The 24399-nt window shown below is 65.6% G+C and carries 24 protein-coding genes, 1 other RNA gene and 1 pseudogene; 11 read left to right on the top strand and 15 right to left on the bottom strand.

Annotation, left to right across the window (positions count from 1 at the left end):
- The first annotated feature begins 13 nt into the window (after window positions 1-13).
- Window positions 14-391 carry a hypothetical protein gene (locus GA645_RS18295; protein ID WP_152224402.1) on the top strand — a complete coding sequence of 126 codons (378 nt, stop codon included), beginning with the start codon at window positions 14-16 and terminating at the stop codon, window positions 389-391.
- A 6-nt stretch (window positions 392-397) separates the two neighbouring features.
- Here GA645_RS18295 and GA645_RS18290 read toward each other — a convergent pair whose 3' ends face one another.
- Window positions 398-763: a hypothetical protein gene (locus tag GA645_RS18290; RefSeq protein WP_152224401.1), complete on the bottom strand. Its 366-nt coding sequence runs from the start codon at window positions 761-763 to the stop codon at window positions 398-400.
- Window positions 764-994: 231 nt separating this feature from the next.
- On the opposite strand from GA645_RS18290, the gene ffs reads away from it, so the two are divergent.
- An RNA gene (gene ffs / locus GA645_RS18285) (signal recognition particle sRNA small type) lies at window positions 995-1091 on the top strand.
- Between the two features lie 111 nt (window positions 1092-1202).
- On the opposite strand, the gene GA645_RS18280 is transcribed toward ffs, so the two are convergent.
- Window positions 1203-1925 (bottom strand): ABC transporter substrate-binding protein, encoded by a 723-nt coding sequence (locus GA645_RS18280; protein ID WP_152224400.1) that lies wholly within the window; start codon window positions 1923-1925, stop codon window positions 1203-1205.
- A 153-nt stretch (window positions 1926-2078) separates the two neighbouring features.
- Here GA645_RS18280 and dnaX point away from each other — a divergent pair, with 153 nt between their 5' ends.
- The 3 genes from dnaX (at window position 2079) to recR (ending at window position 5449) form a co-directional block, all read left to right on the top strand.
- A complete protein-coding gene (gene dnaX / locus GA645_RS18275; protein WP_152224399.1) occupies window positions 2079-4235 on the top strand; it encodes a DNA polymerase III subunit gamma/tau in 2157 nt (718 codons plus the stop codon).
- 39 nt (window positions 4236-4274) lie between these two features.
- Window positions 4275-4601: a YbaB/EbfC family nucleoid-associated protein gene (locus GA645_RS18270; protein ID WP_017516839.1), complete on the top strand. Its 327-nt coding sequence runs from the start codon at window positions 4275-4277 to the stop codon at window positions 4599-4601.
- A gap of 248 nt (window positions 4602-4849) precedes the next feature.
- Window positions 4850-5449, top strand: a complete 600-nt coding sequence (gene recR / locus GA645_RS18265; RefSeq protein ID WP_152224398.1) for a recombination mediator RecR — start codon at window positions 4850-4852, stop codon at window positions 5447-5449.
- 72 nt (window positions 5450-5521) lie between these two features.
- On the opposite strand, the gene GA645_RS18260 is transcribed toward recR, so the two are convergent.
- Window positions 5522-5965 (bottom strand): rhodanese-like domain-containing protein, encoded by a 444-nt coding sequence (locus tag GA645_RS18260; protein ID WP_152224397.1) that lies wholly within the window; start codon window positions 5963-5965, stop codon window positions 5522-5524.
- A gap of 93 nt (window positions 5966-6058) precedes the next feature.
- Between GA645_RS18260 and ftrA the strand changes: the two genes are divergently transcribed.
- Window positions 6059-7027: a transcriptional regulator FtrA gene (gene ftrA / locus GA645_RS18255; RefSeq protein ID WP_152224396.1), complete on the top strand. Its 969-nt coding sequence runs from the start codon at window positions 6059-6061 to the stop codon at window positions 7025-7027.
- 76 nt (window positions 7028-7103) lie between these two features.
- Window positions 7104-8252: an acyl-CoA dehydrogenase family protein gene (locus tag GA645_RS18250; RefSeq protein ID WP_152224395.1), complete on the top strand. Its 1149-nt coding sequence runs from the start codon at window positions 7104-7106 to the stop codon at window positions 8250-8252.
- 129 nt (window positions 8253-8381) lie between these two features.
- Here GA645_RS18250 and GA645_RS18245 read toward each other — a convergent pair whose 3' ends face one another.
- Complete coding sequence (locus tag GA645_RS18245) at window positions 8382-9356, bottom strand: AraC family transcriptional regulator (protein WP_152224394.1); 975 nt, start codon at window positions 9354-9356, stop codon at window positions 8382-8384.
- A gap of 262 nt (window positions 9357-9618) precedes the next feature.
- Between GA645_RS18245 and GA645_RS18240 the strand changes: the two genes are divergently transcribed.
- Both GA645_RS18240 and GA645_RS18235 read left to right on the top strand, forming a co-directional pair.
- Complete coding sequence (locus GA645_RS18240) at window positions 9619-9891, top strand: DUF4242 domain-containing protein (RefSeq protein ID WP_152224393.1); 273 nt, start codon at window positions 9619-9621, stop codon at window positions 9889-9891.
- Between the two features lie 29 nt (window positions 9892-9920).
- Entirely contained in the window at window positions 9921-10733 is an 813-nt protein-coding gene (locus GA645_RS18235) for a class I SAM-dependent methyltransferase (RefSeq protein WP_152224392.1), read from the top strand.
- A gap of 68 nt (window positions 10734-10801) precedes the next feature.
- Here GA645_RS18235 and GA645_RS18230 read toward each other — a convergent pair whose 3' ends face one another.
- Both GA645_RS18230 and GA645_RS18225 read right to left on the bottom strand, forming a co-directional pair.
- Window positions 10802-11692 (bottom strand): SDR family oxidoreductase, encoded by an 891-nt coding sequence (locus GA645_RS18230; RefSeq protein ID WP_152224391.1) that lies wholly within the window; start codon window positions 11690-11692, stop codon window positions 10802-10804.
- Window positions 11689-13277: pseudogene (locus GA645_RS18225) on the bottom strand (flavin-containing monooxygenase). Before GA645_RS18225 ends, GA645_RS18230 begins: the two are co-directional and overlap by 4 nt.
- Before the next feature lie 77 nt (window positions 13278-13354).
- Here GA645_RS18225 and GA645_RS18220 point away from each other — a divergent pair.
- A complete protein-coding gene (locus GA645_RS18220; protein WP_152224389.1) occupies window positions 13355-14050 on the top strand; it encodes a TetR family transcriptional regulator in 696 nt (231 codons plus the stop codon).
- 29 nt (window positions 14051-14079) lie between these two features.
- A complete protein-coding gene (locus GA645_RS18215) occupies window positions 14080-14475 on the top strand; it encodes a GFA family protein (RefSeq protein WP_152224388.1) in 396 nt (131 codons plus the stop codon).
- A 158-nt stretch (window positions 14476-14633) separates the two neighbouring features.
- On the opposite strand, the gene GA645_RS18210 is transcribed toward GA645_RS18215, so the two are convergent.
- The 9 genes from GA645_RS18210 to ccoG all read right to left on the bottom strand — a co-directional run bounded on the left by GA645_RS18210 (window position 14634) and on the right by ccoG (window position 24332).
- Window positions 14634-15464, bottom strand: a complete 831-nt coding sequence (locus tag GA645_RS18210; RefSeq protein WP_152224387.1) for a metal-dependent hydrolase — start codon at window positions 15462-15464, stop codon at window positions 14634-14636.
- A 269-nt stretch (window positions 15465-15733) separates the two neighbouring features.
- Window positions 15734-16282, bottom strand: coding sequence for an adenine phosphoribosyltransferase (locus tag GA645_RS18205; protein WP_152224386.1), 549 nt, complete (start codon window positions 16280-16282; stop codon window positions 15734-15736).
- Window positions 16283-16397: 115 nt separating this feature from the next.
- Complete coding sequence (gene anr / locus GA645_RS18200; protein ID WP_015477764.1) at window positions 16398-17132, bottom strand: transcriptional regulator Anr; 735 nt, start codon at window positions 17130-17132, stop codon at window positions 16398-16400.
- Between the two features lie 252 nt (window positions 17133-17384).
- A complete protein-coding gene (gene hemN / locus GA645_RS18195) occupies window positions 17385-18767 on the bottom strand; it encodes an oxygen-independent coproporphyrinogen III oxidase (RefSeq protein WP_152224385.1) in 1383 nt (460 codons plus the stop codon).
- Between the two features lie 72 nt (window positions 18768-18839).
- The gene (locus GA645_RS18190) at window positions 18840-19565 is read right to left on the bottom strand and encodes a sulfite exporter TauE/SafE family protein (RefSeq protein WP_152224384.1); all 726 of its coding nucleotides are present in this window, start codon (window positions 19563-19565) and stop codon (window positions 18840-18842) included.
- Complete coding sequence (gene ccoS / locus GA645_RS18185) at window positions 19558-19764, bottom strand: cbb3-type cytochrome oxidase assembly protein CcoS (RefSeq protein ID WP_152224383.1); 207 nt, start codon at window positions 19762-19764, stop codon at window positions 19558-19560. Before ccoS ends, GA645_RS18190 begins: the two co-directional genes overlap by 8 nt.
- Window position 19765: 1 nt before the next feature.
- Window positions 19766-22243, bottom strand: coding sequence for a heavy metal translocating P-type ATPase (locus GA645_RS18180; protein ID WP_152224382.1), 2478 nt, complete (start codon window positions 22241-22243; stop codon window positions 19766-19768).
- The gene (locus tag GA645_RS18175; protein ID WP_152224381.1) at window positions 22240-22785 is read right to left on the bottom strand and encodes a FixH family protein; all 546 of its coding nucleotides are present in this window, start codon (window positions 22783-22785) and stop codon (window positions 22240-22242) included. The genes GA645_RS18180 and GA645_RS18175 overlap by 4 nt, the downstream gene beginning before the upstream one ends.
- 131 nt (window positions 22786-22916) lie before the next feature.
- Entirely contained in the window at window positions 22917-24332 is a 1416-nt protein-coding gene (ccoG, locus tag GA645_RS18170; RefSeq protein WP_152224380.1) for a cytochrome c oxidase accessory protein CcoG, read from the bottom strand.
- Window positions 24333-24399: the final 67 nt, after the last annotated feature.

The raw sequence follows: 24399 nt of genomic DNA, 5'->3' as shown, positions 1-24399 counted from the left end.
TACGGAGAGCGAGATGGACAAGGCAAGAAAGCAGCGCCTGCTCGGTGTGGCGGCACTGGTGCTGCTGTTCGGGGCCTACGTGGCCTGGACCGAGCGCCCGCAGATCGTCCTGCATTACGAAGGGCAGGGCGGGGTGTCGATGAGCTACAGCTTCAAGGAAAACGGTGAGGAAACTCTCGCTGGCGAGATCAAGCCCGGCGAAGCGCGTGCGTTCCCGCTGCGTCTGTGGCGCTCCGGCGAGTACCGCGTGGCCTTCCAGTTCCACCAGGGTGCGGAACGCTACTCCACTTTCAGCACCCGTCCGGGCTACAGCAAGATGGACTTGTTCATCGGGCCGAACCTGGAAGTTTCCACCCAGCCCCGGCCCGAAGGGTTGATTCAGGCGCAGTAACGTCCGTTACAGGTACTCGGCCACCAGTACCACATTGCGCTCCGTGCCGGCTGCGCCTGTCGTCATGGTACGAATGACGCTATCGGTACCGCCGGTGGCCGTGACCGCCGGGCCCAGCGCTCGCCCTTTCGTGTCTGTCAGTTGGTAGTGTTTGCTGGGCAGTGCGCTCCGTGGCTCGTTCAACTGCAGAAGCATCGCCTGGCTGCATTGGCGCACCTTTACCTGGGCGCTGCTGGCGGTCGCGTCCCTCAGCTGGACTTGGCAACCGTCTTCGACAACGGCGCCACCGAACTGGACCACCGCGCCTGCGGCCATGAGTTGGCTGCTGAACAGCATGGCCAGCAGGGTGGTGGATCGCAGGGCAATCGGCATGTCGGCATTCCTCGCTCGGTGATGGCCGCCACGAAAGGGCGCGCCGTTCCCCAAGCTTCGGCGCTGGTGCAGATTTTTGTAGGGCAATTCTCCGACTTATTGCGTCGATTCGTGAATCGCATCAGGAATTGCCTGGAGGACGCACCTAAGTGCTTGAAGTGCTTGTAACTTGCGAACAAGCCGCTACAATGGCGCGGCTCGCCGATCTGGCGAGACTTGCAATGGTGGCCCTGTCGGTCCCCCCGCAACGATTACTCGCTTACCTGGTCAGGTCCGGAAGGAAGCAGCCAAGGCGGGGACATTGTGTGCCGGGGTGTGGCTGGCGGGGCCGCCTCCATTTCAGGGCCAGGAAAATCGCTCCGCCGTTCCGGGCGTCGAGCACCGGCCTTCGCCCAGGCCACATCCTGTCAGCGCCTCATTACCTCAGCGGACCGTCACCTCAACGATAGTGGCTGAGGATTCGCTCGATCTCTCCAGAAGTCTTCAGCGCCGCCAGGGCCGAAAGAATCTCGTCGGCGGGTGCTTCCGGGCTGTCCAGCACCATGCACGAGAGTGGGGTTTCCTCGATGATGCTGGCGGGCGTCAGGCGCTGGCCTTGCGGTTGCGAGCGGTTGAACCAGTCCAGTGCGATTTCGCTGCTGATCGCGTACTGATAACGACCGATCTGCAATTTCTTCAGTACCAGTTCCTGGTTGCGCGCTTCGTCGCGGGTTGCCCGGCCGCTCTCCAGCAGCGGCTGCAGGCGCGGGTAGTGGTACCCAAGCACGGTGCCGATGGCCTGCCCGGAAAGGCTCTGCAGATCACCCTTGAGGCCGGCGCGGCTGACCAGCAGGTCGCGCTGCGTCATCAGTGGCACGCTCCAGCGGTAATCATGGAAGTCGTGCTCGGTCCAGGCCGGCGCGACATAGCAACGCACGTCCACCTGGTGGCTGAGCAGCGCCTGTTCCACGCGGGCGCGGGGCAGGATGTGGAAGTAGGGTGCCCGATGGACCTGGCGGGCAGTCTCGGTGAACAGCTCGAAGAGAATACCGCCGGTCAGCTTGCCGTCTTCGATTCGCGCCAGGGGCATCGCCCAGCTGTCGACCACCGAGAAGCGCAGGGGGCGCTCCTCGCCAAGGGCGACGGCAGAGCTGAACAGCAGGACGATGGCGAGCAGGCGCATCAAGACTCCGATGGCGGCGTAGTGGCGACACAATGCCTGTACGGGTCGGGCCTTGCCAAGATGTACCAAAGGCCAGAACGGACATCGAGTGCAATTTACGGTCCGCTTCGCTAGGATTAGCCCACTTCTGCTCACCTGTCGCGATGGATATCAATGAGTTATCAGGTTCTTGCCCGCAAATGGCGTCCGCGTTCGTTCCGCGAAATGGTCGGCCAGACCCATGTGCTCAAGGCCCTGATCAACGCGCTGGACAACCAGCGCCTGCACCACGCCTACCTTTTCACCGGAACCCGTGGCGTGGGCAAGACCACTATCGCGCGCATCCTGGCCAAGTGCCTGAACTGCGAGACCGGCGTCAGCTCCACTCCGTGCGGGCAGTGTTCGGTCTGCCGCGAGATCGATGAAGGTCGTTTCGTCGACCTGATCGAAGTCGACGCCGCCAGCCGCACCAAGGTCGAGGACACCCGCGAACTGCTCGACAATGTGCAGTACTCGCCGACCCGTGGGCGCTACAAGGTCTACCTGATCGACGAAGTGCACATGCTCTCCAGCCACAGCTTCAACGCCCTGTTGAAGACCCTGGAGGAGCCGCCGCCCCATGTGAAGTTCCTGCTCGCCACCACCGACCCGCAGAAGCTGCCGGTCACCATCCTCTCGCGCTGCCTGCAGTTCTCCCTGAAGAACATGCCGCCGGAGCGGGTGGTGGAGCACCTGACCCACGTACTGGGCGCCGAGAACGTGCCCTTCGAGGAAGACGCCCTGTGGCTGCTCGGCCGTGCCGCCGACGGCTCCATGCGCGACGCCATGAGCCTTACCGACCAGGCCATCGCCTTCGGCGAGGGCAAGGTGCTGGCCGCTGATGTGCGCGCCATGCTCGGCACCCTCGATCACGGCCAGGTCTACGGCGTGCTCCATGCGCTGCTGGAAGGCGACGCCCGGGCGCTGCTCGAGGCAGTGCGCCACCTGGCCGAGCAAGGCCCTGACTGGAGCGGTGTGCTGGCGGAAATGCTCAACGTGCTGCACCGCGTGGCTATCGCCCAGGCGCTGCCCGAGGCCGTGGATAACGGCCAGGGCGACCGCGACCGTGTGCTGGCGCTGGCCCAGGCATTGCCCGCCGAGGACGTGCAGTTCTATTACCAGATGGGCCTGATCGGCCGTCGCGACCTGCCGCTGGCGCCCGATCCCCGTGGCGGCTTCGAGATGGTGCTGCTGCGCATGCTGGCCTTCCGCCCGGCCGATGCCGAGGGCGCACCCAGGTCACCACTAAAGGACCTGGGGATCAGCAAGGCCACGGCTGATTCCAACCTGAACCCAGTGGCCGGCGCCGCCGTTGCGGTGCCGGTTGCATCCATTGCCCCGCCGACTGCAGCGCCTGCGCCCGTAGCCCACGCAGCTGAGGTCGCGCAGGCCGTTGCTGCGCCACAGCTTCAGGCGGCTCCGGCTCCGGCTCCGGTTGTGGTGGCTGAGCCTGTTGTTGCTGCTGCGCCGGTGGTCGAAGCGACTCCCGCTTCGGTCGAACCAGTGCCGGAAGTGGCCATCGAAGCCGAACCTGCTGCGCCAGTCGCCGAACCGGAAGCGCCCGTTGCCGAGGCGCCAGTCGACCTGCCGTGGGACGAGCCCGCCGCACCGGTTGCTGCCGCTCCCGCACCGGTCGAGCCTGCTGCACCTGCACCTGCACCTGCACCTGCACCTGCACCTGCACCGGTAGCGGCTGCGCCTGCTCCGGTGCAAGCCGCAGCTCCAACGCCGGCCCCAGTCGTTGCCGAGGCACCTGTCGAGGACGACGACCGCGACGAAGAGCCGCCGCCCGCCGAGGACTACTACGAAGTCGACATGGAGTCCTACGGCTATCTCGAGAACGAGGCGCCGCAGGAGCAGGCCGAGCCGGAGCCCGAACCCGCCGCCATGCCCGCCACAGGCCTTGCCGCCGAGTGGCTGGACCTGTTCCCGCGCCTGGGCCTGGCCGGACTGACCGCCAGCATCGGTGCCAACTGCACCCTGGTGGCGGTGGACGGTGACAACTGGCACCTGCACCTGGACCCGGGGCAGAGCGCGCTGTTCAACCCCAACCAGCAGCGTCGCCTGAACGATGCGCTGAACCAGTTCCACGGCCGCACTCTGACCCTGCAGGTGAGCCTGCAGAAGCCCGAGCAGGAAACCCCGGCCCAGGCCGCCGCGCGCAAGCGCGCCGAGCGTCAGCGCCAGGCCGAGGCGTCGATTGCCGCCGACCCCTACGTGCTGCAGATGAAACAACAGTTCGCCGCGGTCGTCCGCGACGGTACTATCGAACCCCTGGAAGCAAAGGCTTGACCGCCTGCGCTGACGACTGAACGAATCGAGGAACTCGACATGATGAAAGGTGGCATGGCCGGCCTGATGAAGCAGGCCCAGCAGATGCAGGAAAAGATGCAGAAGATGCAGGAAGAGCTGGCCAACGCCGAAGTGACCGGCCAGTCCGGCGCCGGCCTGGTGAGCGTGGTGATGACCGGTCGCCATGACGTCAAGCGCGTTTCGCTGGATGACAGTCTGATGCAGGAAGACAAGGAAATCCTCGAGGACCTGATCGCCGCCGCGGTGAACGACGCCGTGCGCAAGATCGAGCAGAACAATCAGGAGAAGATGTCCGGCATGACCGCCGGCATGCAGCTCCCGCCCGGCTTCAAGATGCCCTTCTGAGTTTGATCGTGCCGCCATGCCCGGCGCATGGCGGCGTTGCCGTCGGGTTCGGAATCCGCATGTGCTGTAGCACACTCCGGATCCTCACCCGCCGGCGCCTTGCCCTGCTTGTGCCTGAGCGGCCCGTTGCCGGACTTCTTCTTTTCCTGTTTTCTAAAAGCGAACGCACTCGCCTTCCGGCTGACCAGGTATGCGAGCGGTAACTGCGCGTTCCTTCGTTCAAATTCTCCCGAAACCGAGACCGCCCCATGAGCTTCAGCCCGCTGATCCGCCAACTGATCGACGCCCTGCGCATCCTGCCCGGAGTGGGGCAGAAGAGTGCCCAGCGCATGGCGCTGCAGCTGCTGGAGCGCGACCGTAGCGGCGGCCTGCGTCTGGCCCAGGCGCTTACCCAGGCGATGGAGGGCGTCGGCCACTGCAAGCAGTGCCGCACCCTGTCCGAAGACGATTTCTGCCCGCAGTGTTCCGACCCGCGCCGCGACGATAGTCTGCTGTGCGTGGTGGAAGGCCCGCTGGACGTATTCGCCGTCGAGCAAACCGGCTATCGCGGGCGCTATTTCGTGCTCAAGGGGCACCTGTCGCCCCTGGATGGCCTCGGCCCGGACGCCATCGGCATTCCTGAACTGGAAGCGCGGATCAAGGCCGGCAACTTCAGCGAGATCATCCTCGCCACCAACCCCACGGTGGAAGGCGAGGCGACCGCCCACTATATCGCCCAGCTTCTGGGCGGCAGCAGCCTGGTGCTGTCGCGCATCGCCCACGGCGTACCGCTGGGTGGCGAGCTGGAGCTGGTCGATGGCGGTACCCTGGCCCATGCCCTGGCGGGACGGCGGCCGATCGGCGGCTGATCCGTCAGCATCCGCGCGACTGACACCGATTCGAACAAGGCCGGAAATATTCCGGCCTTGTTGCGTCAGGGCTCAGCAGGCACAGGCGATACCTTCGCCACCTGCGCGAATCGAATCGCCCTCAGCGCCGACCAGCGCCAGGCCCTCGTCCAGCCAACCGGTCATGCCACCGATCATCTCCTTTACCGGCAGCCCCAGCGCGGCGAGCTTCGCGGCGGCGCGGTGTACGCCGTTGCAGTGCGGCCCGGCGCAGTAGACGACGAACAGCGTGCCCGGCGGAAACTGCGCCATGCGCCGCGCATCGATTTCCCGCGTCGGCAGGTTCAGCGCGCCGGGTACGTGCCCATGGGCGTAGGCGGCGGGGCCGCGCACATCGAGCAGGATGAAATCCTGCTCGCCGTTCTGCAGGGCGTCGTTCACGTCCGAACAGTCGGTCTCGAAGGCCAGGCGGCGGCTGAAGTGGGCGAGGGCGTCGGCGGGCAGGGCGGCGGGGAACTGGCTGACGAGGCTGGGCATGGCAAGGCTCCTGTGGAAGATGGCGCCACTGTATGTGGCCGCCGAAGCCGGCTACAGTGGCGGCTTGGACAGTTATCGGAAGTTTTCCGCCAAATGCAGCGTGATCCCCTGGACGTCGCCGTCCTCGCCTACGACGGCCTGTGCACCTTCGAATTCGGCATCGCCGTGGAGATCTTCGGCCTGCCACGGCCCGAGTTCGACTTCCCCTGGTATCGCCAGCGCATTGTCGCCGTCGATGCGGGGCCAATGCGTGCGCTGGGTGGCATCCGGGTGCTGGCCGATGGCGGGTTGGAAGCGCTGGACACCGCGGGCACCATCATAGTGCCGGGCTGGCGGGACCGCGCCGAGGCGCCGTCCGCCGAACTGGTGCAGGTGCTGCGCAAAGCCCACGACGAAGGCGCACGGCTGCTGTCGATCTGTTCGGGCGTCTTCGTCCTGGCTGGCACCGGGCTGCTGGACGGCCAGCGGGCAACCACGCACTGGCGCTACGCCGATGAACTGGCGGCGCGTTTCCCCACCATTGAAGTCGATCCGCAGGTGCTCTACGTGGATGCCGGAAAACTGATCACCTCCGCCGGCAGCGCGGCGGGCATCGATGCCTGTCTGCACCTGGTGGCGCGGGACTTCGGCGCGCAGGTTGCCAATACCGTCGCCCGCCGCCTGGTGATGTCGCCGCAGCGTGCTGGCGGCCAGGCGCAGTTCATCCCCGCGCCGGCGGCGAAGGCGCCCCGGCATGACCTCGCCGGACTGCTGGACTGGGCCCGGCAACGTCTGGATCGGTCCATTTCCGTGGGCGAGCTGGCTGGTCGCGTGGCGATGAGCGAGCGCACCTTCCTGCGCCGCTTCAGCGAAGCCACTGGCATGACGCCCAAGGCCTGGCTGCAGCACGAGCGCATGCTTCGTGCCCGCGAGCTGCTGGAAAGCAGCGCCGACAGCGTCGAGCGGATCGCCGAACAATGCGGCTTCCGCACTGTGGAAAGCTTCCGCAACGCCTTCCGTGGTGCAACGGGCGTGGCGCCTTCGGCGTACCGCGAGCGGTTCGGATCGGCGCATCTGTCCTAGCCGATGGCGGATGTCTCGCCTTGAAAACCAAGCAAGCGCTCGGTAAGTTTTCAGGGAAATCGCCTGGAGCCTTGCCATGTCCATGTTCACCGAGTACTTCGATGACAGCCACCGCCTGGTCCGTGACAGCGTGCGGCGCTTCGTCGAGCGTGAAATCCTGCCCCACGTCGCCGACTGGGAAGAGGCCGAGGAGTTTCCCCGCGAGCTGTACCGCAAGGCGGGCGAGGCCGGCATCCTCGGCATCGGCTATCCGGAGGCGCTGGGCGGCAGCCACGAGGGCGACCTGTTCGCCAAGGTGGCGGCCAGCGAAGAGCTGATGCGCTGCGGCTCCGGCGGCCTGGTAGCGGGGTTGGGCTCACTGGATATCGGCCTGCCGCCGCTGATCAAGTGGGGCCGTCCGGAGCTGCGCGAGCGCATTGCGCCGCAGGTGCTGGCCGGCGAGAAGATCATGGCGCTGGCGGTTACCGAGCCTTCCGGCGGCTCCGACGTCGCCAGCCTGAAGACCCGCGCGGTGCGCGACGGCGACTACTACCGCGTGAGTGGCAGCAAGACCTTCATCACCAGCGGCGTGCGTGCCGACTACTACACGGTGGCCGTGCGCACCGGCGGCGATGGCTTCGGTGGTGTCAGCCTGCTGCTGGTGGAGAAGGGCACGCCCGGCTTCACCGTCAGCCGCAAGCTGAAGAAGATGGGCTGGTGGGCGTCCGACACAGCCGAGCTGTTCTTCGACGACTGCAAGGTGCCGGTGGAGAATCTCATTGGCGCGGAGAACATGGGCTTCGCCTGCATCATGGCGAACTTCCAGAGCGAGCGCCTGGCCCTGGCGATCATGGCCAACATGACCGCGCAGCTGGCGCTGGACGAGGCGCTGGCCTGGAGCCGCGAGCGCGAGGCGTTCGGCAAGCCTGTCGGCAAGTTCCAGGTGCTCAAGCACCGGCTGGCGGAGATGGCTACGCAGGTGGAGGTCTCCCGCGAGTTCACCTACCGCCAGGCGGCGAAGATGGCCGTCGGCAAGAGCGTGATCAAGGAAATCTCCATGGCCAAGAACTTCGCCACGGATGTCGCCGACCGGGTGACCTACGACGCGGTGCAGGTGCTGGGCGGCATGGGCTACATGCGCGAGAGCCTCGTCGAACGGTTGTACCGTGACAACCGCATCCTTTCCATCGGCGGCGGCACGCGGGAGATCATGAACGAGATCATCGCCAAGCAGATGCGGTTGTGATTCCAGGAGCCCCTTCGGAATTCCGCTGTAGGAGCGGGCCAGCGAGGGTGCTTTTCTGTAGGAGCGAGCTTGCTCGCGAACCCGCCTGACGCCATTGCCGCCGGTAAGCGTTCGCGCGCAAGCTCGCTCCTACAAGGATGGGCGCGCCCCAGCGGCCTGGCTCCGTCGCCACGCCGCCGGCGGGCAGCCATATTCGCGGCGAAAGGCGCGGCTGAAGGCGGTGTCCGTCTGGTAGCCGACGTCCTCGGCGATGCGCGCCAGCGGGGCATTGCTGCCGCGCAGCAGATTGGCGGCCAGGAGCATCCGCCACTGGGTCAGGTACTGCATCGGCGGGCAGCCGACCAGGCACTGGAAGCGCTCGGCCAACACCGAGCGGGAGGTGCCGGCGCAGCGCGCCAGTTCTTCCAGGCTCCAGGCGTGGGCCGGTGACCTGTGCAGCTCACCGAGCGCGCTGCCGACGATACGGTCGTGCAGTCCGGCCAGCCAGCCGGTGCGGTCTTCGTCTTGCTGTGCCATGTAAAGGCGCAGCACTTCGATGAACAGCACTTCCGCCAGCTTGGCCAGCACACCGGCGCCGCCGGGGCGCGGCGAGCGCGCCTCGGCCAGGGCGTACTGAACCGAGGACTCCAGCCAGGCGCCCGCGTCGGAACCGCGTACATTGACCTTCACCAAGGCGGGTAGTCCGGCGAGCAGCAGCCGTGCCAGGCGGGCGTCACAGGCGAGGTAGCCGCACACCAGTCGGGTCGTCGCGCCACCGCCGCCGTAGGCCAGTTGCCGGGGGCGACGTGCGAGTACCGCTTCGAGCTGCGCACCGCTGGCGGGTGGCACGCCGGGCTGTGAGGTCATGCGGTGGGCATGGCCCTGGGGGAACAGCACAGCATCGCCCGCCACCAGCTTTACCGGTGCGGCCTTGCCCATCTCGACGAAGCATTCGCCCTCGGTGATCAGGTGGAAGATCACCAACTGCTCGGCGCCGGGCTCCAGCAGTTCGATGACCGAATCGGCGCGGGGCGACTGGTAGCACCAGGGCGCGGTGAAGCGTGCATTGATGAAGATGGCGCCGATCAGGCGCACCACCCGCAGGGTTTCCGACAGGGCATCCATCAATCGACTCCGCTGTTGGTATCCGGGCGCACCAGGGGTTCAGGGCGCTGCTGGGCGGTGAGGCTGGTTTTCGAGCTCATGACGTGTCCCTCCGGGCAGGGCCCTCTCCGAAGTCTGGGTGTGAAAGGGCGGCTGCGACAGGTCGCCGGACGATCGGGCAGGGAAGGGCGACGCTTGAGCAGGACGGAAAACAGCGTGCGGCGCAGCATGAAGGTGCGGGAGGTTGCGGTCCCCGTCCATTTCCACCCACCAGGAGAATGTCATGCCGAAGTTCGTAATCGAGCGCGAAATCCCCGGCGCCGGAGCCCTTTCCGAGCGCGATTTCAAGGCCATCGCGCAGAAATCCTGCAAAGTCCTGAGCCAACTGGGTCCCCAGGTGCAGTGGTTGCACAGCTATGTCGTCGATGACCGCATCTACTGCCTGTACATCGCCCCCGACGAGGCCGCCGTGCGTGAGCACGCACGACTGGGTGGCTTCCCGGCCAACCGGATATCGCAGGTCGTCACCACCCTCGATCCGACCACCGCCGAATGAGCGCGCCCTGGCCGCCAGGAGATGCACAGATGAGCACCGCCATCGATCTCAATGCCCTGAAACAACGCCAGATGGCTACCTGGGCCAGCGGCGACTACGCCGTGATCGGCACGACCCTGCAGATCGTCGGCGAGCGCCTGGCCGAAGCCTGCGACCTGCTCTGCGACGAGTGGGTACTGGATGTCGCCGCCGGCAACGGCAATGCCACCCTGGCGGCGGCTCGGCGCGGTTGCCGGGTCATGTCCACCGACTATGTGCCGCGCCTGCTGGAGCTGGGCGCCGAACGTGCCCGCGCCGAACACCTGGAAGTGGAGTTCCGCGAGGCCGATGCCGAAGCGTTGCCTTTCGACACCAGCAGTTTCGATGCCGTCGTCTCGACCTTCGGCGTGATGTTCACCCCCGACCAGCCGAAGGCGGCTGCCGAGCTGGCGCGCGTCTGCCGCTCCGGCGGGCGCATCGGCCTGGCCAACTGGACGCCGGAGGGCTTCATCGGCCAGCTGTTCAAGGTGCTTTCGGGCTACGTGCCGCCGGCTGCCGGTGTGCGTCCACCGTCGGCCTGGGGGCGGGAGGAAAATCTGCGCGAGCTGTTCGGCGACTCGATCAGTGAGCTGCGTGCCTCGCGGCAGATCTTCAACTTCCGCTATCGCTCGGCGGCGCACTTCATCGAGATCTTCCGTGACTGGTACGGCCCGCTGCACAAGGCCTTTGCTAGCCTGCCGGAAGCCCAAGCGAAAGGACTGGAACGCGACCTGACCCAGCTGCTGGAGGCGAGCAACCGTGCCGGTCCGGCGTCGCTGGTGGTGCCCAGCGAGTATCTGGAGGTGGTGCTGACCCGCCGCTGAAACAAAAAAAACGGCGCCCACCCAGGGGTAGTGGGTGGGTGCCGGCCCGAGGGGGGGAAAAGGGACTCTTACTTGGCTTCGTATCCTTCAGCGCCTTGCTTGCGCTTGGACTTGGGGGCGAAGCGCTTGGCCAGGCCCATGCTGAGGGTGACCACTTTCTGGTACCAGACCGGCAGCAGGCGCAGCATCACGTCGATGGCGTGGGCATCCGGGCCGATCAGGATGCGCCGCGAATCGCGTTCCACGCCGCGGATGATCACCTGCGCGGCCTTCTGCGGAGTGGTTCGCAGCAACTGGTCGTTGAACTGGCTGCGGGCAGCCTCGGCGTTCTGCCCGGTGACCTTGACCATGCTGTCGTTCATCCGCGCGGTCTTGGCGATGTTGGTCTTGATTCCGCCGGGGTGCACGCAACTGGCGGAAACACCGCCGCGCTCCATGTCCAGCTCCTGGCGCAGCGACTCGGTGAAGCCGCGCACGGCGAACTTGGTGGCGTTGTAGGCGCTCATGCCCGGCTGGGAGAACAGGCCGAAGACGCTGGAGACGTTGACCACATGGCCGTCGCCGGAGGCCTTCAGGTGCGGCAGGAAGGCCTTAGTGCCGTAGACCACGCCCCAGAAGTTGATGTTGGTGATCCACTCGTACTCTTCGTAGTCGCTGGCTTCCACGGTGCCGGCATGGGCGACGCCGGCGTTGTTGAACACCAGGTTGACCTTGCCGTGCTCGCGGGCGGCCTTGTCGGCCCAGGCGTGCACCTGCTCGCGGTCGGCGACGTTCACGGTGTCGATGGACACGCGTATGCCGGAGGACGAGAGCAACTGGCGGGTTTCCTCCAGGCCGGCGGCATTCACGTCCGCCAGGGCCAGGTGGCAACCACGGGAGGCCAGCTCGATGGCCAGGGCGCGGCCGATGCCGGAGCCGGCGCCGGTGATGGCGGCAACTTTGTTCTCGAAGTTCTTCATGCCGGCACCTCCTCGGCGTGGCGTTGCGGTTGGACGACGGCGCTGCCCAGGGGCTTGGCCTTCAGATGATAGGCGGACGGATCGAATTGGCTGGTCAGCGCGCGGAAGCGCCAGGTGAAGCCCGGCCACAGCGTGCAGTTGCGCCCGCTCACCGGGTGCAGGTACCAGCTCTTGCAGCCGCCGGTGTTCCACACGCTGTGGTTGAGGCCGCGCTGCAGCTTGGCGTTCCACTGATCCTGGATTTCGCCCTTCACTTCGACGCTGTGCAGTTCGCGGCGGTCCATCAGCTTGATGGCGCCCAGCACGTAGGCGATCTGCGACTCGATCATGTAGACCATGGAGTTGTGGCCCAGGCCGGTGTTGGGGCCCATGAGGAAGAACAGGTTGGGGAAGCCACGGGTCATGGTGCCCTTATAGGCTTCCGGGCCGTTCTTCCAGGTGTCGAGCAGGTCGACGCCATCCTTGCCGAACACCACGCCGCGCGGAATCGGGTCGTTGGCGGTGAAGCCGGTGCCGAAGATGATGGCGTCCACCGGCCGCTCGCGGCCGTCACTGGTGATGATGCTGCCGGCCTTGATCTCGAGGATGCCGTCGGTGATCACCGAGGAGTTGGCGGCCGCCAGCGCGGGGTAGTAGTTGTGCGACATGAGCACGCGCTTGCAGCCGATGGTGTAGTCGGGGGTGAGCTTGCGGCGCAGGTCCGGGTCCTTCACCTGCTGACGGATGAAGCGCTCCGCCAGTCGGCCCACCAGCTTCATCGCCCAGGGGGCGAAGGTGAAGCCCAGCACGCGGCCTTCGAGCATGCTGTACAGCGCGCCGCGCCAGAGCTTCTGCACGGCCGGGAAGTGGCGGAAGCGCGCGCGCTCCTTGTCGCTGATGGCGCGGTCCGGCTTGGGCAGGATCCACGGCGCGGTGCGTTGGTAGAGGTCGAGCTTGGCCACCAGCGGCTGGATTTCCGGGACGAACTGAATGGCCGAGGCGCCGGTGCCGATCACCGCGACGCGCTTGCCCTTCAGGTCATAGTCATGGTCCCACTGCTGGGAGTGGAAGGCCTTGCCCTGGAAGTTCTCCAGGCCCTTGAGTGCAGGGATCGAGGGGATCGACAGCGCTCCCATGCCGGACACCACGGCCTTGGCGGTGTAGTGATTGCCGGCGGCGTCGAACAGGTGCCAGAGCTGCTGCTCGTCGTTCCACTCGAAGCGCAGCATCTCGGTATTGAACAGCGTCTTGTCTTCCAGGCGGTACTTCTTCCAGCAGTTCTCCAGGTAGGCGCGGATCTCCGGCTGGCGAGCGAACATGCGTGTCCAGTCCGGGTTCGGCTCGAAGGAGAAGGAATAGACATGGGATTGCACGTCGCAGGCGCAGCCCGGGTAGTTGTTGACCCGCCAGGTACCGCCAACGCCGGCGTCCTTCTCGAACAGCAGGATGTCGTTCTCGCCTTCCTGCCTAAGGCGGATCGCCATGCCCAGCCCGGAAAAACCGGTGCCGACGATGGCGATCTTGCAGTGTCTGCTCGGGGCAGTCTGAGGTTGCGTACCCGTACCCATGGCCAAGCTCCTGTTATGATTATTGCTGGCGTATACAACTGTCTACGTGGTACGAATGTAGACATCTGTATACTTCTGGAACAACCAACCTTAGGTGGGGTCGGGCGCCAATCTCATGGAAATCGGACAGGAAGAACGGCCGGCGGAAGCCGCGGGCAAACGCGCGCTGATCGATGCGGCGCTGCGCCTGGCGGCGGGGCGGCGCAGCCTCAGCAGCCTGGGATTGCGGGAGTTGGCGCGAGAGGCGGGGCTGAACCCGAACACCTTCTATCGGCATTTCGACGATGTGGACGATCTGGGCCTGGCGATCATCCGCGATATCGCCACCCAGTTGCGTCAGCCGCTGCGTGATCTGCGCCGCGAAGCCGCCGAGCGCGCGCAGTCAGGGGAGAGCGCCGCCAGTGTGCCTTTTGGCCTGGACCTGGAGCGCGGCCTGCGGGTGACGCGGGAAACCGTGCGGTTGTTCTTCGACTTCGTCGAGAGCCATCCGGAGGCCTTCATCATTGGCGTGCGCGAACTGCATGGCCCATCACCGGTGCTGCGCGTGGCGCTGGCACGGGTGATGGATGAGTTCGGCGAGGACATGGCCGAGGACATCCGCCAGTTCCACCTGCTGCCGGATGTCGACGAAGACGAATTGAACCAGCTGTCGCGCTCGATCAGCCGGCAACTGTTCCAGCAGTCGCTGGACTACCTGGAGCGCCCGCCGGAGCAGCGCGAGGAGGTCTGCGTCCTGGCCGGGCGACAAATCCTGTTGCTCTTCACGGGCGTCGCGGTGCTGCAGACTTTCGGCATGCTGGCTAGGCTCTGAATTGTCCTTTGCCGTATCAGGAGATCGCCATGTTGCCCTTGCCCCTGTTCGGCGGCTGCGCCTGCGGCGCGGTGCGCTACCGGGTCGACGCCGAGCCGGAGGAGACCGGTTACTGCCACTGCCGTATCTGCCAGAAGTCCAGTGCCGCGCCGGCGGTGCCCTGGGCGGTGATACCGCTGGCGGGCTTCCGGTACCTGTCCGGCGAGCTGGGGGTGTGGCGGTCGAGCACGGAGGGGGAGCGGCGCTTTTGCGTGAAATGCGGTACGCCGTTGGAATTCCGTGTGAGAGATGGCGAAACCGTCGGGCTCAATACCGTGACCCTGGATGAACCGGAACGCATGAAGCCGCAGTGCCATATCTGGTGCTCGTCGCAGCTTTCCTGGTTCGACACGGTGGATGACCTGCCGCGCCGGCAGGAGGGCTAGCCGGCATGCGTAGGAGCGGACTCTGTCCGCGATAGGTTCGCATCGCGCCGGATGCCATCGCGGACGGAGTCCGCTCCTACGCAGAGATCGCCTTGGGTGCATCGGGCTGAATGAAAAACGCCAGGCTATGCCTGGCGTTTTCTTTTGTGCCGTAGGGATCAGCCGGCGAAATCCAGCTGTTCCTTCCAACGGCTTTCCAGCGACTTGGTGTCATGGTCGAAGGGGTGGAAGCCGGGGCGGAAGTAATCCAGCCAGGGGCGGATCAGGTTGACGAAGTAACCGCGGCGCGGATGCAGCAGCACCCCCAGGCCGTGCTTCCAGCTGCGCCAGTTGAACAGCTGGCCGTCGCGGCGCAGCAAGTGGATCTGGAAGCCGCCGATGACGCCGAGGAAGATCACGGTGGTCAGCAGCATCACCGCGGTGCGGGTGAAGTAGCCGCCGTAGACCTGCTGGTAGACGTCATAGGCCACCGCCTTGTGCTCATTCTCCTCAACGGCGTGCCACATCCACAGCTTGTACATCTTGTCCGACTTCATCTGGCTGCTCAGGTCCTCGCGCTTGAGCAGCTGCTCGGCCATGGTCGCGGTAAAGTGTTCCAGGGCGCAGGTGATCGCCAGCTGGTGTTTCCTGGTCGTGACCTTGCTGATCGATTCGAGCAGCACCTTGATGCGCAGCTCCAGGCGCTCCAGGTCGATGCCATATTGGTCGGCGTATTCGTTGTAGGCCGCGTGCTCCTTGGAGTGCATGGCCTCCTGGCCGATGAAGGCGCTGACGTCCTTCTGCAATTGCGGGTCCTGGATGCGCTCACGCACGGCGCGCACGCTATCGACGAAGAACTTTTCGCCGTAGGGGAACAGCGAGGACAGGTTATTCATGAAGTGGGTCATGAAGGGTTGACCGTCCCACCAGTATTTCGGCGTTTCGCTGAAGCTGAAGTCCATGCGGCGGACCGGGAAATTGGCGCGGATCGGCGTGGTGCTGGCGTTCATGACTAACTCCTTGTTGTTGTGCGGGAGGGTGGCGCACGTCAGGTGCGGCGACCCGGGCAAGCCCTGTCGTTAGTTCGCTATGCCACCTCTGATTGTGTCATTAGCTGATGTCATGTTCGGAGCATTGTCGGACAATCTCCAGGTCATATCCGGCCGTGGCCGGGTCGGATCAGGCCAAGGCGGCCACGACCAGCCTTAGGATGGGGCCGCCGGAAACGACAACGGGCGCCGTAGCGCCCGTTGTCTGGAGAGAGAGGAAGCAGCGCCGATCAGCGTTCGTCGAGGGAGAAGGCGGTCAGGCTGTAGGTGGGGATCTGCGCATCGGTCAGCTTGGCAGAGCCGCCCAGTTCCGGCAGGTCGATGATCGCGGCGGCCTCGAACACGCTGGCGCCCATGCGGCGCACCAGTTGCGCGGCGGCCAGCAGGGTCCCGCCGGTGGCGATCAGGTCATCGAAGATCAGCACGCTATCGCCTTCGCACAGGCTGTCGGCGTGGACTTCCAGCAGGGCTTCGCCGTACTCGGTCTCGTAGGCCTGGGCCAGCACGTCGGCCGGCAGCTTGCCGCGCTTGCGGAAAAGCACCAGGGGCTTGTTCAGCTCGTAGGCGATGATCGAACCGATCAGGAATCCGCGCGCGTCCATGGCGCCGATGTGGGTGAACTCGGCCTCGACATAGCGCTGGATGAAGCTGTCGGCGACGAAGCGCAGGGCTCGCGGCGACTGGAACAGCGGTGTGATGTCACGGAAGATCACGCCCGGCTTGGGGAAGTCGGGAACGGCGCGGATCATGGACTTCAGGTCGAGTTGATTGAGGATCATGCTGGTTGTGCACCTGATGCGGTATTTGCAGAGCCGAAAGTATAACGGGCCCGCCAATCGGCGAGCCCGTTTTCGATGACCGGAAAGTCAACTATTCAGTCAGCTTTCAAGCGGTTCAGCTTTCCAGTTGACCACCGGCCAGTGCGCACAGCTCGATGGAGTCGAGGATGTGCACTTCCTTGCCTTCGGCGGCGATCAGGCCGTTCTGCTGGAAGCGGGTGAACACACGGGAGACGGTTTCCACCGCCAGGCCCAGGTAGTTGCCGATCTCGTTGCGCGACATGGCCAGGCGGAACTGCTGGGCCGAAAAGCCACGGGCGCGGAAACGCGCGGAGAGGTTCACCAGGAAGGTGGCGATGCGCTCGTCGGCGGTTTTTTTCGACAGCAGCATCATCATCTGCTGGTCGTCGCGGATCTCACGGCTCATCACCCGCAGCAGTTGGCGGCGCAGTTGCGGCAGCTGCTCGGACAGCTCGTCCAGGCGCTCGAAGGGAATCTCGCAGACCGACGTGGTTTCCAGCGCCTGGGCCGATACCGGGTAGCTCTCGGTGTCCATGCCGGACAGGCCGACCAGTTCGCTGGGCAGGTGGAAACCGGTGATCTGCTCCTCGCCACCGTCGGTGATGCTGAAGGTCTTGAGTGCGCCGGAACGGACGGCGAAGACCGAGCCGAAAGCGTCGCCCTGACGGAACAGGAACTCGCCTTTCTTCAGCGGTCGGCCGCGTTTGACGATTTCATCCAGGGCGTCCATGTCGTTGGTGTTCAGCGACAGGGGGAGGCAAAGGGGCGCCAGGCTGCAGTCCTTGCAGTGTGCTTGGGGGAGGGCGCGCACTTTGATGGTTTCGGCCATTGGGAGTTCCTTGAATGGGAAGGCACACAAAAACCAAGGGTACCCCAGTCGAAGGACTCGGCGCCAGTTGCCGGCCCCTCTGAAACGGCTATTTGAGCGATGGAGGAGGGGGCCAGGAAGGACTTCGAAACAGCTCGAGGCCGTCCGAAGAGGGCCGGTTCAGGGCCCTTTCTTCACCCGAAGGTGTCGGACATATCCTGTTGCAATGGGTGCGACAGTCGGCCTCGTCCTTCTGTCGTGTTATCGAAAGGCTCAGATCACCCGTGAGAAACGCTGAAGGTTCTGCGTCGGCAGGTAGCGGTCGAACAGCATGCACAGGCTGCGTACCAGCAGCCGACCCGAAGCGCTGACGTCGATGCCGCGCGGGGTGAGCGTGACCAGTCCATCGGCGGCGAAGCGTTCGAGGTCCGGCCAGATTTCATTGAAGTAGCCGCGGAAGTCGATGTTGTAGAGCTCCTCGATCTCGTCGAAGTCCAGCTGGAAGTGGCAGATCAGCTGCTGGATCACCGCACGGCGGATGATGTCGTCCTTGTTGCAGTGCAGGCCGCGGCGGGTGGCGAGCTGGCTCTGGTCCAGCGAGCTCTGGTAGTCGGCGATATCGCTGCTGTTCTGGCTGTAGAGATCGCCGACCTGGCTGATCGCCGAAACGCCCAGGCCTACCAGGTCGCAATGACCGTGGGTGGTGTAGCCCTGGAAGTTGCGTTGCAGGGTGCCGTCCTCCTGGGCCATGGACAGCTCGTCGTCCGGCAGGGCGAAATGGTCCATGCCGATGTAGCGGTAGCCGGCGGCTTCCAATTGCTCGGTGGTGCGCTGGAGCATTTCCAGCTTCTGCCCGGGGGAGGGCAGGTCGTCGGCATTGATCCGCCGTTGCGGCATGAAGCGCTCCGGCAGGTGCGCATAGTTGAACACCGACAACCGGTTGGGCTGCAGGGCGATCACCTGTTCGACGGTGTGGGCGAAGCTGTCGGGGTTCTGCTTGGGCAGGCCGTAGATCAGGTCGATGTTGATCGAGCGGTACTGCAGGGTGCGCGCGGCATCGATGATGGCGCGGGTTTCGTCGAGGCTCTGCAGGCGATTCACGGCCTGCTGCACTTCCAGGTTGAAGTCCTGCACGCCGAGGCTGATGCGGTTGAAGCCCAGTTCGCGGAGCAGGCCCATGGTCGACCAGTCGGCTTCGCGCGGGTCGATCTCGATGCCGTAGTCGCCGGAGTCGTCGTCGAGGAAGTGGAAGTGGGTGCGCAACTGGCTCATCAGCTCGCGCAACTGGCCGGAGCTGAGGAAAGTCGGCGTACCGCCGCCGAAGTGCAATTGCTCGACCTGTTGCTGGCGACCCAGGTGGCGGCTGACGATCTCGATTTCGCGGATCAGCCGGGCCAGATAGGGCGCGCTGCGGCCGCGATCCTTGGTGATGACCTTATTGCAAGCGCAGTAGTAGCAGATGTTCGCGCAGAACGGGATGTGCACGTAGAGCGAGAGCGGACGCTGTGCCTTCTGGCTATCGCGCAGCGCGTGCAGCAGATCGAAGGGGCCGACGCCTTCGTGGAACTGCACAGCGGTGGGATAGGAGGTGTAGCGCGGGCCGGACAGATCGTAGCGGCGTATCAGATCTGCGTCCCAGCGAATATTGTCGAGCATGCCGAGGTCCCCGGTTGGCGAGCTTTTCCTGCGCAGTCTAGGGAGAGTCCGACAGAGGCCTGTTGACCTGTATCAAGCGGCTTTATGGTGGCCGTGGGCGACGTTCGCGTGCATCTCGTGGCCCATGATCCATGCCTGGTGCGGACCGGGCAGGGTCCACAGGCCGAAGAGGATCACCAAAATGCCACCGGCCATGCGTACGCTGCGTTTGCGCAGCAGGGCGGTGATGCGCTCTGCCGCGAGGCCCGTGGCCAGCAACACCGGCCAGGTGCCCAGGCCGAAGGCGAGCATCAGCAGCGCGCTGTCGATGGCCGAACCCTGGCTGGTGGCCCACAGCAGCGTGCTGTAGACCAGGCCGCAGGGCAGCCAGCCCCACAGAGCGCCCAACAGCAGCGCGCGGGGAACGGTCGCGACGGGCAGCAGGCGGCTGGCGAAGGGCTGGATGTGCTTCCACAGGCCACGCCCGAGTGCTTCGATGCGGGTGAGACCGCTCCACCAGCCCGCCAGGTACAGACCCATGGCGATCAGCAGCAGCCCGGCGACGATGCGCAGCGCCGCGGCGAACGGCGTGCGGGCGATGGCCCAGCCGGCGAGGCCGAGCAGCAGCCCTGCGCAGGCGTAGCTGAGGATGCGTCCGAGGTTGTAGGCCAGCAGCAGGCGCAGGCGCCGGGCACGCTGCTCGGGTGGAATCGCCATGGTCAGCGCGCCCATCAGACCACCGCACATGCCCAGGCAGTGGCCACCACCGAGCAGGCCGAGGATCAGCGCCGACGCCAGCAGGGGCGCCAGTTCAGGCATCGTGCTTGTCCTTCGGATCGGTGCCTTCGGCTTCGTCGACCCCAGCCTGGTGCTTGGGGTCTTCGTCGTCGAACAGGATGCTGTGGGCCGGGCTGTCCATGTCGTCGTACTGGCCGCTGTTCACCGCCCAGAAGAAGATGCAGATGCAGATGCCGACGATCAGCACGGCGATCGGGATCATGACGTAGAGTGCGGGCATTTCAACTCCGTGGCAGCGCCTGGCTCGTCTCCAGGACGGCGGGGCGCGCGTGGGTCGCTGAGGAGGCGTCGACGGTCCTGGGCAGCCGGGTCAGGCGCAGGGCATTGAGCACCACGGTCAGCGAGCTGATCGACATGCCCACCGCGGCCCACACGGGTGTGATCCAGCCGAGGGCGGCGAAGGGCAACATCAGCCCATTGTACAGCCCTGCCCAGATCAGGTTCTCGATGATTACCCGGCGGGTGCGGCGTGCCAGGCTGAAGGCCTGCACCAGGCTGTCCAGGCGATTGGACAGCAGCACGGCGTCGGCGCTGGTCTTCGCCAGGTCGGTGGCCGAGCCCATGGCGACGCTGATGTCGGCGGCGGCCAGCACCGGCACGTCGTTCACGCCGTCGCCGAGCATCAGTACGCGGCGGCCTTCCTGGTGCAGCTGGCGCAGGACCTCCAGTTTGTCGTCCGGGCGCAGGCCGCCGCGGCAGTCGTCGATGCCCAGTTCGGCGGCGACCCGACCGACCATCGGCGAGCTGTCGCCGGACAGCAGCAGGGTCCGCCAGCCACGGGTACGGCAGGCGTCGAGCAGGTCAGCGGCGTCCCCGCGGATGCGGTCGTCCAGCACCAGCCAGGCCAGGGCGCCGCGCTCATCGCCGAGCAACAGCCACTGGCCGGGCTCCTGCGGGTGCGCAGGCGCCACGCTGTGGCTCAGGGCGCAGACGAAGGACGGCTCGCCGATGCGCAGGCGGCGCTCTCCAACCTGCCCTTCGAGGCCCAGGCCCGGATGGCTCTCGACGCCTTCGGCAGGCTGCGGCGCGCGGCCGAAGGCGCGGGCGATGGGGTGTTCGGAGCGGTTCTCCAGCGCGGCAGCCAGGGCCAGGCAGCTGTCGCTGTCGAGCTCGCTCAGCGTCCGCACGGCGCGCAGGGTCAGGCGGCCTTCGGTGAGGGTGCCGGTCTTGTCGAAGATCACCGTGTCGATGTGATTCAGGCCTTCCAGCACGTGGCCGCGGGTCAGCAGCAGGCCGAGCTTGTGCAGGCTGCCGGTGGCCGCTGTGAGCGCGGTGGGCGTAGCCAGGGAGAGGGCGCAGGGGCAGGTCGCCACCAGCATCGCCAGGACCACCCAGAAGGCGCGGGAAGCATCGTGATGCCACCAGAACAGGCCGACCACGGCGGCGAGCACCAGCAGGGCGATGAGGAACCACTGCGCGGCCTTGTCGGCGAGTTCGGCGAGGCGCGGCTTGTCCGACTGGGCGCGTTCCAGCAGGCGAACAATGGCGGAGAGCCGGCTGTCGCTGCCAAGGGCGTTGACCTGTACGGTCAGCGGGCCTTCCACGTTCAGCGTGCCGCCGGTGACGCCATCGCCGGTCTGGCGCGGTTGCGGCAGGTATTCGCCGGTGAGCAGGGATTCGTCGACGCTGGACTGGCCGTCGAGGATCAGGCCGTCGGCGGGAATCACCGCGCCGGGCTGCACCAGCACGCGGTCTCCGACATTCAGCTCGCTGAGCAGTACGCGGGTGCTCTGGCCCAGCTCATCCAGACGCAGGCAGGAAGCGGGCAGCAGGTTGACCAGTTGCGCGGTGGCGGCGGCGGTGCGCTCGCGGGCGCGGCGCTCCAGGTAGCGGCCGGAGAGCAGGAACAGGGCGAACATCCCGACGGCGTCGAAATACAGGTCGCCGTGGCCGGTAACGGCCGTCCATATGCCGGCCAGATAGGCGCCGCCGATGGCCAGGGAGACCGAGACATCCATGGTCAGGTGGCGGGTGCGCAGGTCGCGCAGGGCGCCACGGAAGAATGGCTGGCAGGAGTAGAAGACGATCGGTGTGGTGAGGAACATCGCCACCCAGCGCAGGATTTCGTGCAGCTCTGGGCTGAGGTCGATGTTGAATTCCGGCCAGGTGGCCATGGTCGCCATCATCGCCTGGAACCACAGCAGGCCGGCGACGCCCAGCTGGCGCAGGGACTTGCGGTTCTCCTGGTGCAGCTGGTCGGCGGCGCGGTCGGGCTGGTAGGGATGGGCGGCGTAGCCGATCTTGCGCAGCTCGCCGAGCAGCGCGCTCAGCGGCATCTGGCTGTCGGACCAGCGCACATGGAGGCGATGGTTGGACAGGTTGAGGCCGGCCTCGGCGATTGCGGGCAGGCCCTTGAGGTGCTTCTCGATCAGCCAGCCGCAGGCGGCGCAACTGATGCCTTCCAGAATCAGGGTGGTTTCCGCCAGTTCGCCCTCGTGGCGGACGAAGGGCTGCTGCACGTCGGGGCGGTCGAACAGCTTCAGCTCGTCACTGAGTTGCTCGGGCAGTACGTCGGGATTGGGCGCCGCTTCGGTGCGGTGGCGGTAGTAGCCTTCCAGGCCGCCGGCGACGATGGCTTCGGCCACGGCCTGGCAGCCCGGGCAGCAGAATTCGCGGGTTTCACCGAGGACCTGCGCTGTGAAACGGCTGCCGGGTGGAACCGGCAGGGCGCAGTGGTAGCAGGGCAGCGGGGCGCTCATGGGCGCTCGGCTTCGTCTCCCTTGAGGGGCTCGTCGCCAAGGACGAACGAACCGCCGGGGGCGACTTTCTCTTCTTCGAACAGACGCCAGGCCTGACCGTTTTCCTCGCCGAGCAGCTCGACGAAGCGACGACCCTTGACGGCGGCGTCGAGGCTGCCGGTGTAGCGGCCGGCTTCGGCCGGGCTGGGCAGCAGTTCGATGTGCTTGTCCTGGGCTTCCAGGGTGGGGGAGAGCAGGTTGAGGGTGAGCTTGTCCGGATGGCTGTTGCCGGAGAGACGCAGGTCGATTTCGCCGGTCAGCTCGTCGAAGCTGATGTTCGCCCGCAGCTTGAGCTGCTGCGCCAGGTGCTCGCGGTCAAGGGAGCGGTTGATGCCCTTGCCGGCCTCGTAGTAGTTATCGCTGACCAGGGAGTCCTGGTTGTTCACTGCGATGTTGACCATCATCAGGCTGAGAAACACCGAGGTGCCCAGCATGCCGATGATGATCCATGGCCAGAGGTGCTTGTACCAGGGTTGCACGGGCGTTTTCATGGCCGATTGCATTCTCTTTTCTCTCGCTGGAATGGCCCGCACGGGCGCGGTCTGACCGTTGCAGGGGCGGGCGGATTCTACGTGCTTCGGGCGGCACTGGCACCCCATGCGCAACATGGGGTGCCAATTGGTTCAGCTGCAGTTCAATGAACTCGCGGGCCGATGAAGCGGCTGGAGGATTCCTTGTGGATGGACGGGGTGTCCACCGACTGGATGGTGAAGCTCACCTCGTTGGTGGTGGAGGGGAGTTTCTCCGGATCCATGGAGAGCTCCACCGGCATGCTGACGATATCGCCGGCAGCCACCGAGATTTCCTTCTTGCCTTCCAGGATCAGGCCGTCCAGGCCCTTGGCGCCGAGCACGTAGGTGTGGTCCTGCTGATCCTTGTTCATGATCTTCAGGCTGTACACGTTCTCGATCCGCCCTTCGGCGTTTTCGCGGTAGAGCACGCGGTCCTTGCTGACATCGAAGCCCACCAGCGGGCGTATGACCACGGCGGTGATCAGCAGGCCGATCATCACGCACAGGGCGATGGCGTAGCCAATCAGGCGCGGGCGCACCAGGTGGGTTGTCTGTCCGGACAGGTTGTGCTCGGTGGTGTAGCTGATCAGCCCGCGCGGGTAGTTCATCTTGTCCATGATGCTGTCGCAGGCGTCGATGCACGCGGCGCAGCCAATGCACTCGATCTGCAGGCCGTCGCGGATGTCGATGCCGGTGGGGCAGACCTGCACGCACATGGTGCAGTCGATGCAGTCACCCAGGCCCTGGGCCTTGTAGTCCACGGTCTTCTTGCGCGGGCCGCGCGTCTCGCCGCGACGCGGGTCGTAGGAGACGATCAGGGTGTCCTTGTCGAACATCACGCTCTGGAAGCGCGCATACGGGCACATGTAGATGCACACCTGCTCGCGCAGCCAGCCGGCGTTGCCGTAGGTGGCGAGGGTGAAGAAGCCGACCCAGAAGTAGGCCCAGCCGTCGGCCTGGCCGGTCACCAGGTCCGGCAGCAGTTCACGCATCGAGGCGAAGTAGCCGACGAAGGTCAGGCCGGTGACCAGGCCGATCAGCAGCCACAGGCTGTGCTTGGCCACTTTGCGCAGGAGTTTGTTGCCGCTCATGGCGGCCTTGTCGAGCTTCATGCGCTGGTTGCGGTCACCCTCGGTGACCTTTTCGCACCACATGAAGATCCATGTCCACACGCTCTGCGGGCAGGTGTAGCCGCACCAGACGCGGCCGGCGAATACGGTGATGAAGAACAGCCCGAAGGCACTGATGATCAGCAGGCCCGAGAGGAGGATGAAGTCCTGTGGCCAGAAGGTCGCGCCGAAGATGTAGAACTTGCGCTCGGGCAGGTCCCAGAGCACTGCCTGGCGACCGTTCCAGGTCAGCCATACGGTGCCGAAGTAGAGGAGGAAGAGGAAGGCGCCTCCGGCCATTCGGAGATTTCGAAAGAATCCGGTGAAGGCTCGGGTATAGATTTTTTCCCGAGAGGCATAAAGGTCGACGCTATCACCCTTGCCCTTGGTGGGCGGAGTGATGTCATGGACGGGAATCTGTTTGCTCATCAGTGCATTCCACGGCAGCGGGAGGGCGCCCTGTCGATACATGCCGAGCAGGGTCAGAAATAGGCTT

Source organism: Pseudomonas sp. SCB32, assembly GCF_009189165.1.
Lineage (GTDB): Bacteria > Pseudomonadota > Gammaproteobacteria > Pseudomonadales > Pseudomonadaceae > Pseudomonas.
Note: the sequence above shows the minus strand (reverse complement) of the source record. Positions and strands in the feature narration are given on the sequence as shown.

Coding starts and splice junctions, on each gene's coding strand:
- GA645_RS18210 (WP_152224387.1), bottom strand. CDS start 15,464: ATGAACGCCAGCACCACGCCGATCCGCGCCAATTTCCCGGTCCGCCGC.
- hemN (WP_152224385.1), bottom strand. CDS start 18,767: ATGCTCGACAATATTCGCTGGGACGCAGATCTGATACGCCGCTACGAT.
- GA645_RS18230 (WP_152224391.1), bottom strand. CDS start 11,692: ATGAAGAACTTCGAGAACAAAGTTGCCGCCATCACCGGCGCCGGCTCC.
- GA645_RS18295 (WP_152224402.1), top strand. CDS start 14: ATGGACAAGGCAAGAAAGCAGCGCCTGCTCGGTGTGGCGGCACTGGTG.
- GA645_RS18235 (WP_152224392.1), top strand. CDS start 9,921: ATGAGCACCGCCATCGATCTCAATGCCCTGAAACAACGCCAGATGGCT.
- GA645_RS18270 (WP_017516839.1), top strand. CDS start 4,275: ATGATGAAAGGTGGCATGGCCGGCCTGATGAAGCAGGCCCAGCAGATG.
- ccoS (WP_152224383.1), bottom strand. CDS start 19,764: ATGCCCGCACTCTACGTCATGATCCCGATCGCCGTGCTGATCGTCGGC.
- GA645_RS18190 (WP_152224384.1), bottom strand. CDS start 19,565: ATGCCTGAACTGGCGCCCCTGCTGGCGTCGGCGCTGATCCTCGGCCTG.
- GA645_RS18175 (WP_152224381.1), bottom strand. CDS start 22,785: ATGCAATCGGCCATGAAAACGCCCGTGCAACCCTGGTACAAGCACCTC.
- GA645_RS18220 (WP_152224389.1), top strand. CDS start 13,355: ATGGAAATCGGACAGGAAGAACGGCCGGCGGAAGCCGCGGGCAAACGC.
- ftrA (WP_152224396.1), top strand. CDS start 6,059: ATGCAGCGTGATCCCCTGGACGTCGCCGTCCTCGCCTACGACGGCCTG.
- GA645_RS18180 (WP_152224382.1), bottom strand. CDS start 22,243: ATGAGCGCCCCGCTGCCCTGCTACCACTGCGCCCTGCCGGTTCCACCC.
- dnaX (WP_152224399.1), top strand. CDS start 2,079: ATGAGTTATCAGGTTCTTGCCCGCAAATGGCGTCCGCGTTCGTTCCGC.
- ccoG (WP_152224380.1), bottom strand. CDS start 24,332: ATGAGCAAACAGATTCCCGTCCATGACATCACTCCGCCCACCAAGGGC.
- anr (WP_015477764.1), bottom strand. CDS start 17,132: ATGGCCGAAACCATCAAAGTGCGCGCCCTCCCCCAAGCACACTGCAAG.
- GA645_RS18260 (WP_152224397.1), bottom strand. CDS start 5,965: ATGCCCAGCCTCGTCAGCCAGTTCCCCGCCGCCCTGCCCGCCGACGCC.
- GA645_RS18250 (WP_152224395.1), top strand. CDS start 7,104: ATGTCCATGTTCACCGAGTACTTCGATGACAGCCACCGCCTGGTCCGT.
- GA645_RS18245 (WP_152224394.1), bottom strand. CDS start 9,356: ATGGATGCCCTGTCGGAAACCCTGCGGGTGGTGCGCCTGATCGGCGCC.
- GA645_RS18215 (WP_152224388.1), top strand. CDS start 14,080: ATGTTGCCCTTGCCCCTGTTCGGCGGCTGCGCCTGCGGCGCGGTGCGC.
- GA645_RS18280 (WP_152224400.1), bottom strand. CDS start 1,925: ATGCGCCTGCTCGCCATCGTCCTGCTGTTCAGCTCTGCCGTCGCCCTT.
- GA645_RS18290 (WP_152224401.1), bottom strand. CDS start 763: ATGCCGATTGCCCTGCGATCCACCACCCTGCTGGCCATGCTGTTCAGC.
- recR (WP_152224398.1), top strand. CDS start 4,850: ATGAGCTTCAGCCCGCTGATCCGCCAACTGATCGACGCCCTGCGCATC.
- GA645_RS18240 (WP_152224393.1), top strand. CDS start 9,619: ATGCCGAAGTTCGTAATCGAGCGCGAAATCCCCGGCGCCGGAGCCCTT.
- GA645_RS18205 (WP_152224386.1), bottom strand. CDS start 16,282: ATGATCCTCAATCAACTCGACCTGAAGTCCATGATCCGCGCCGTTCCC.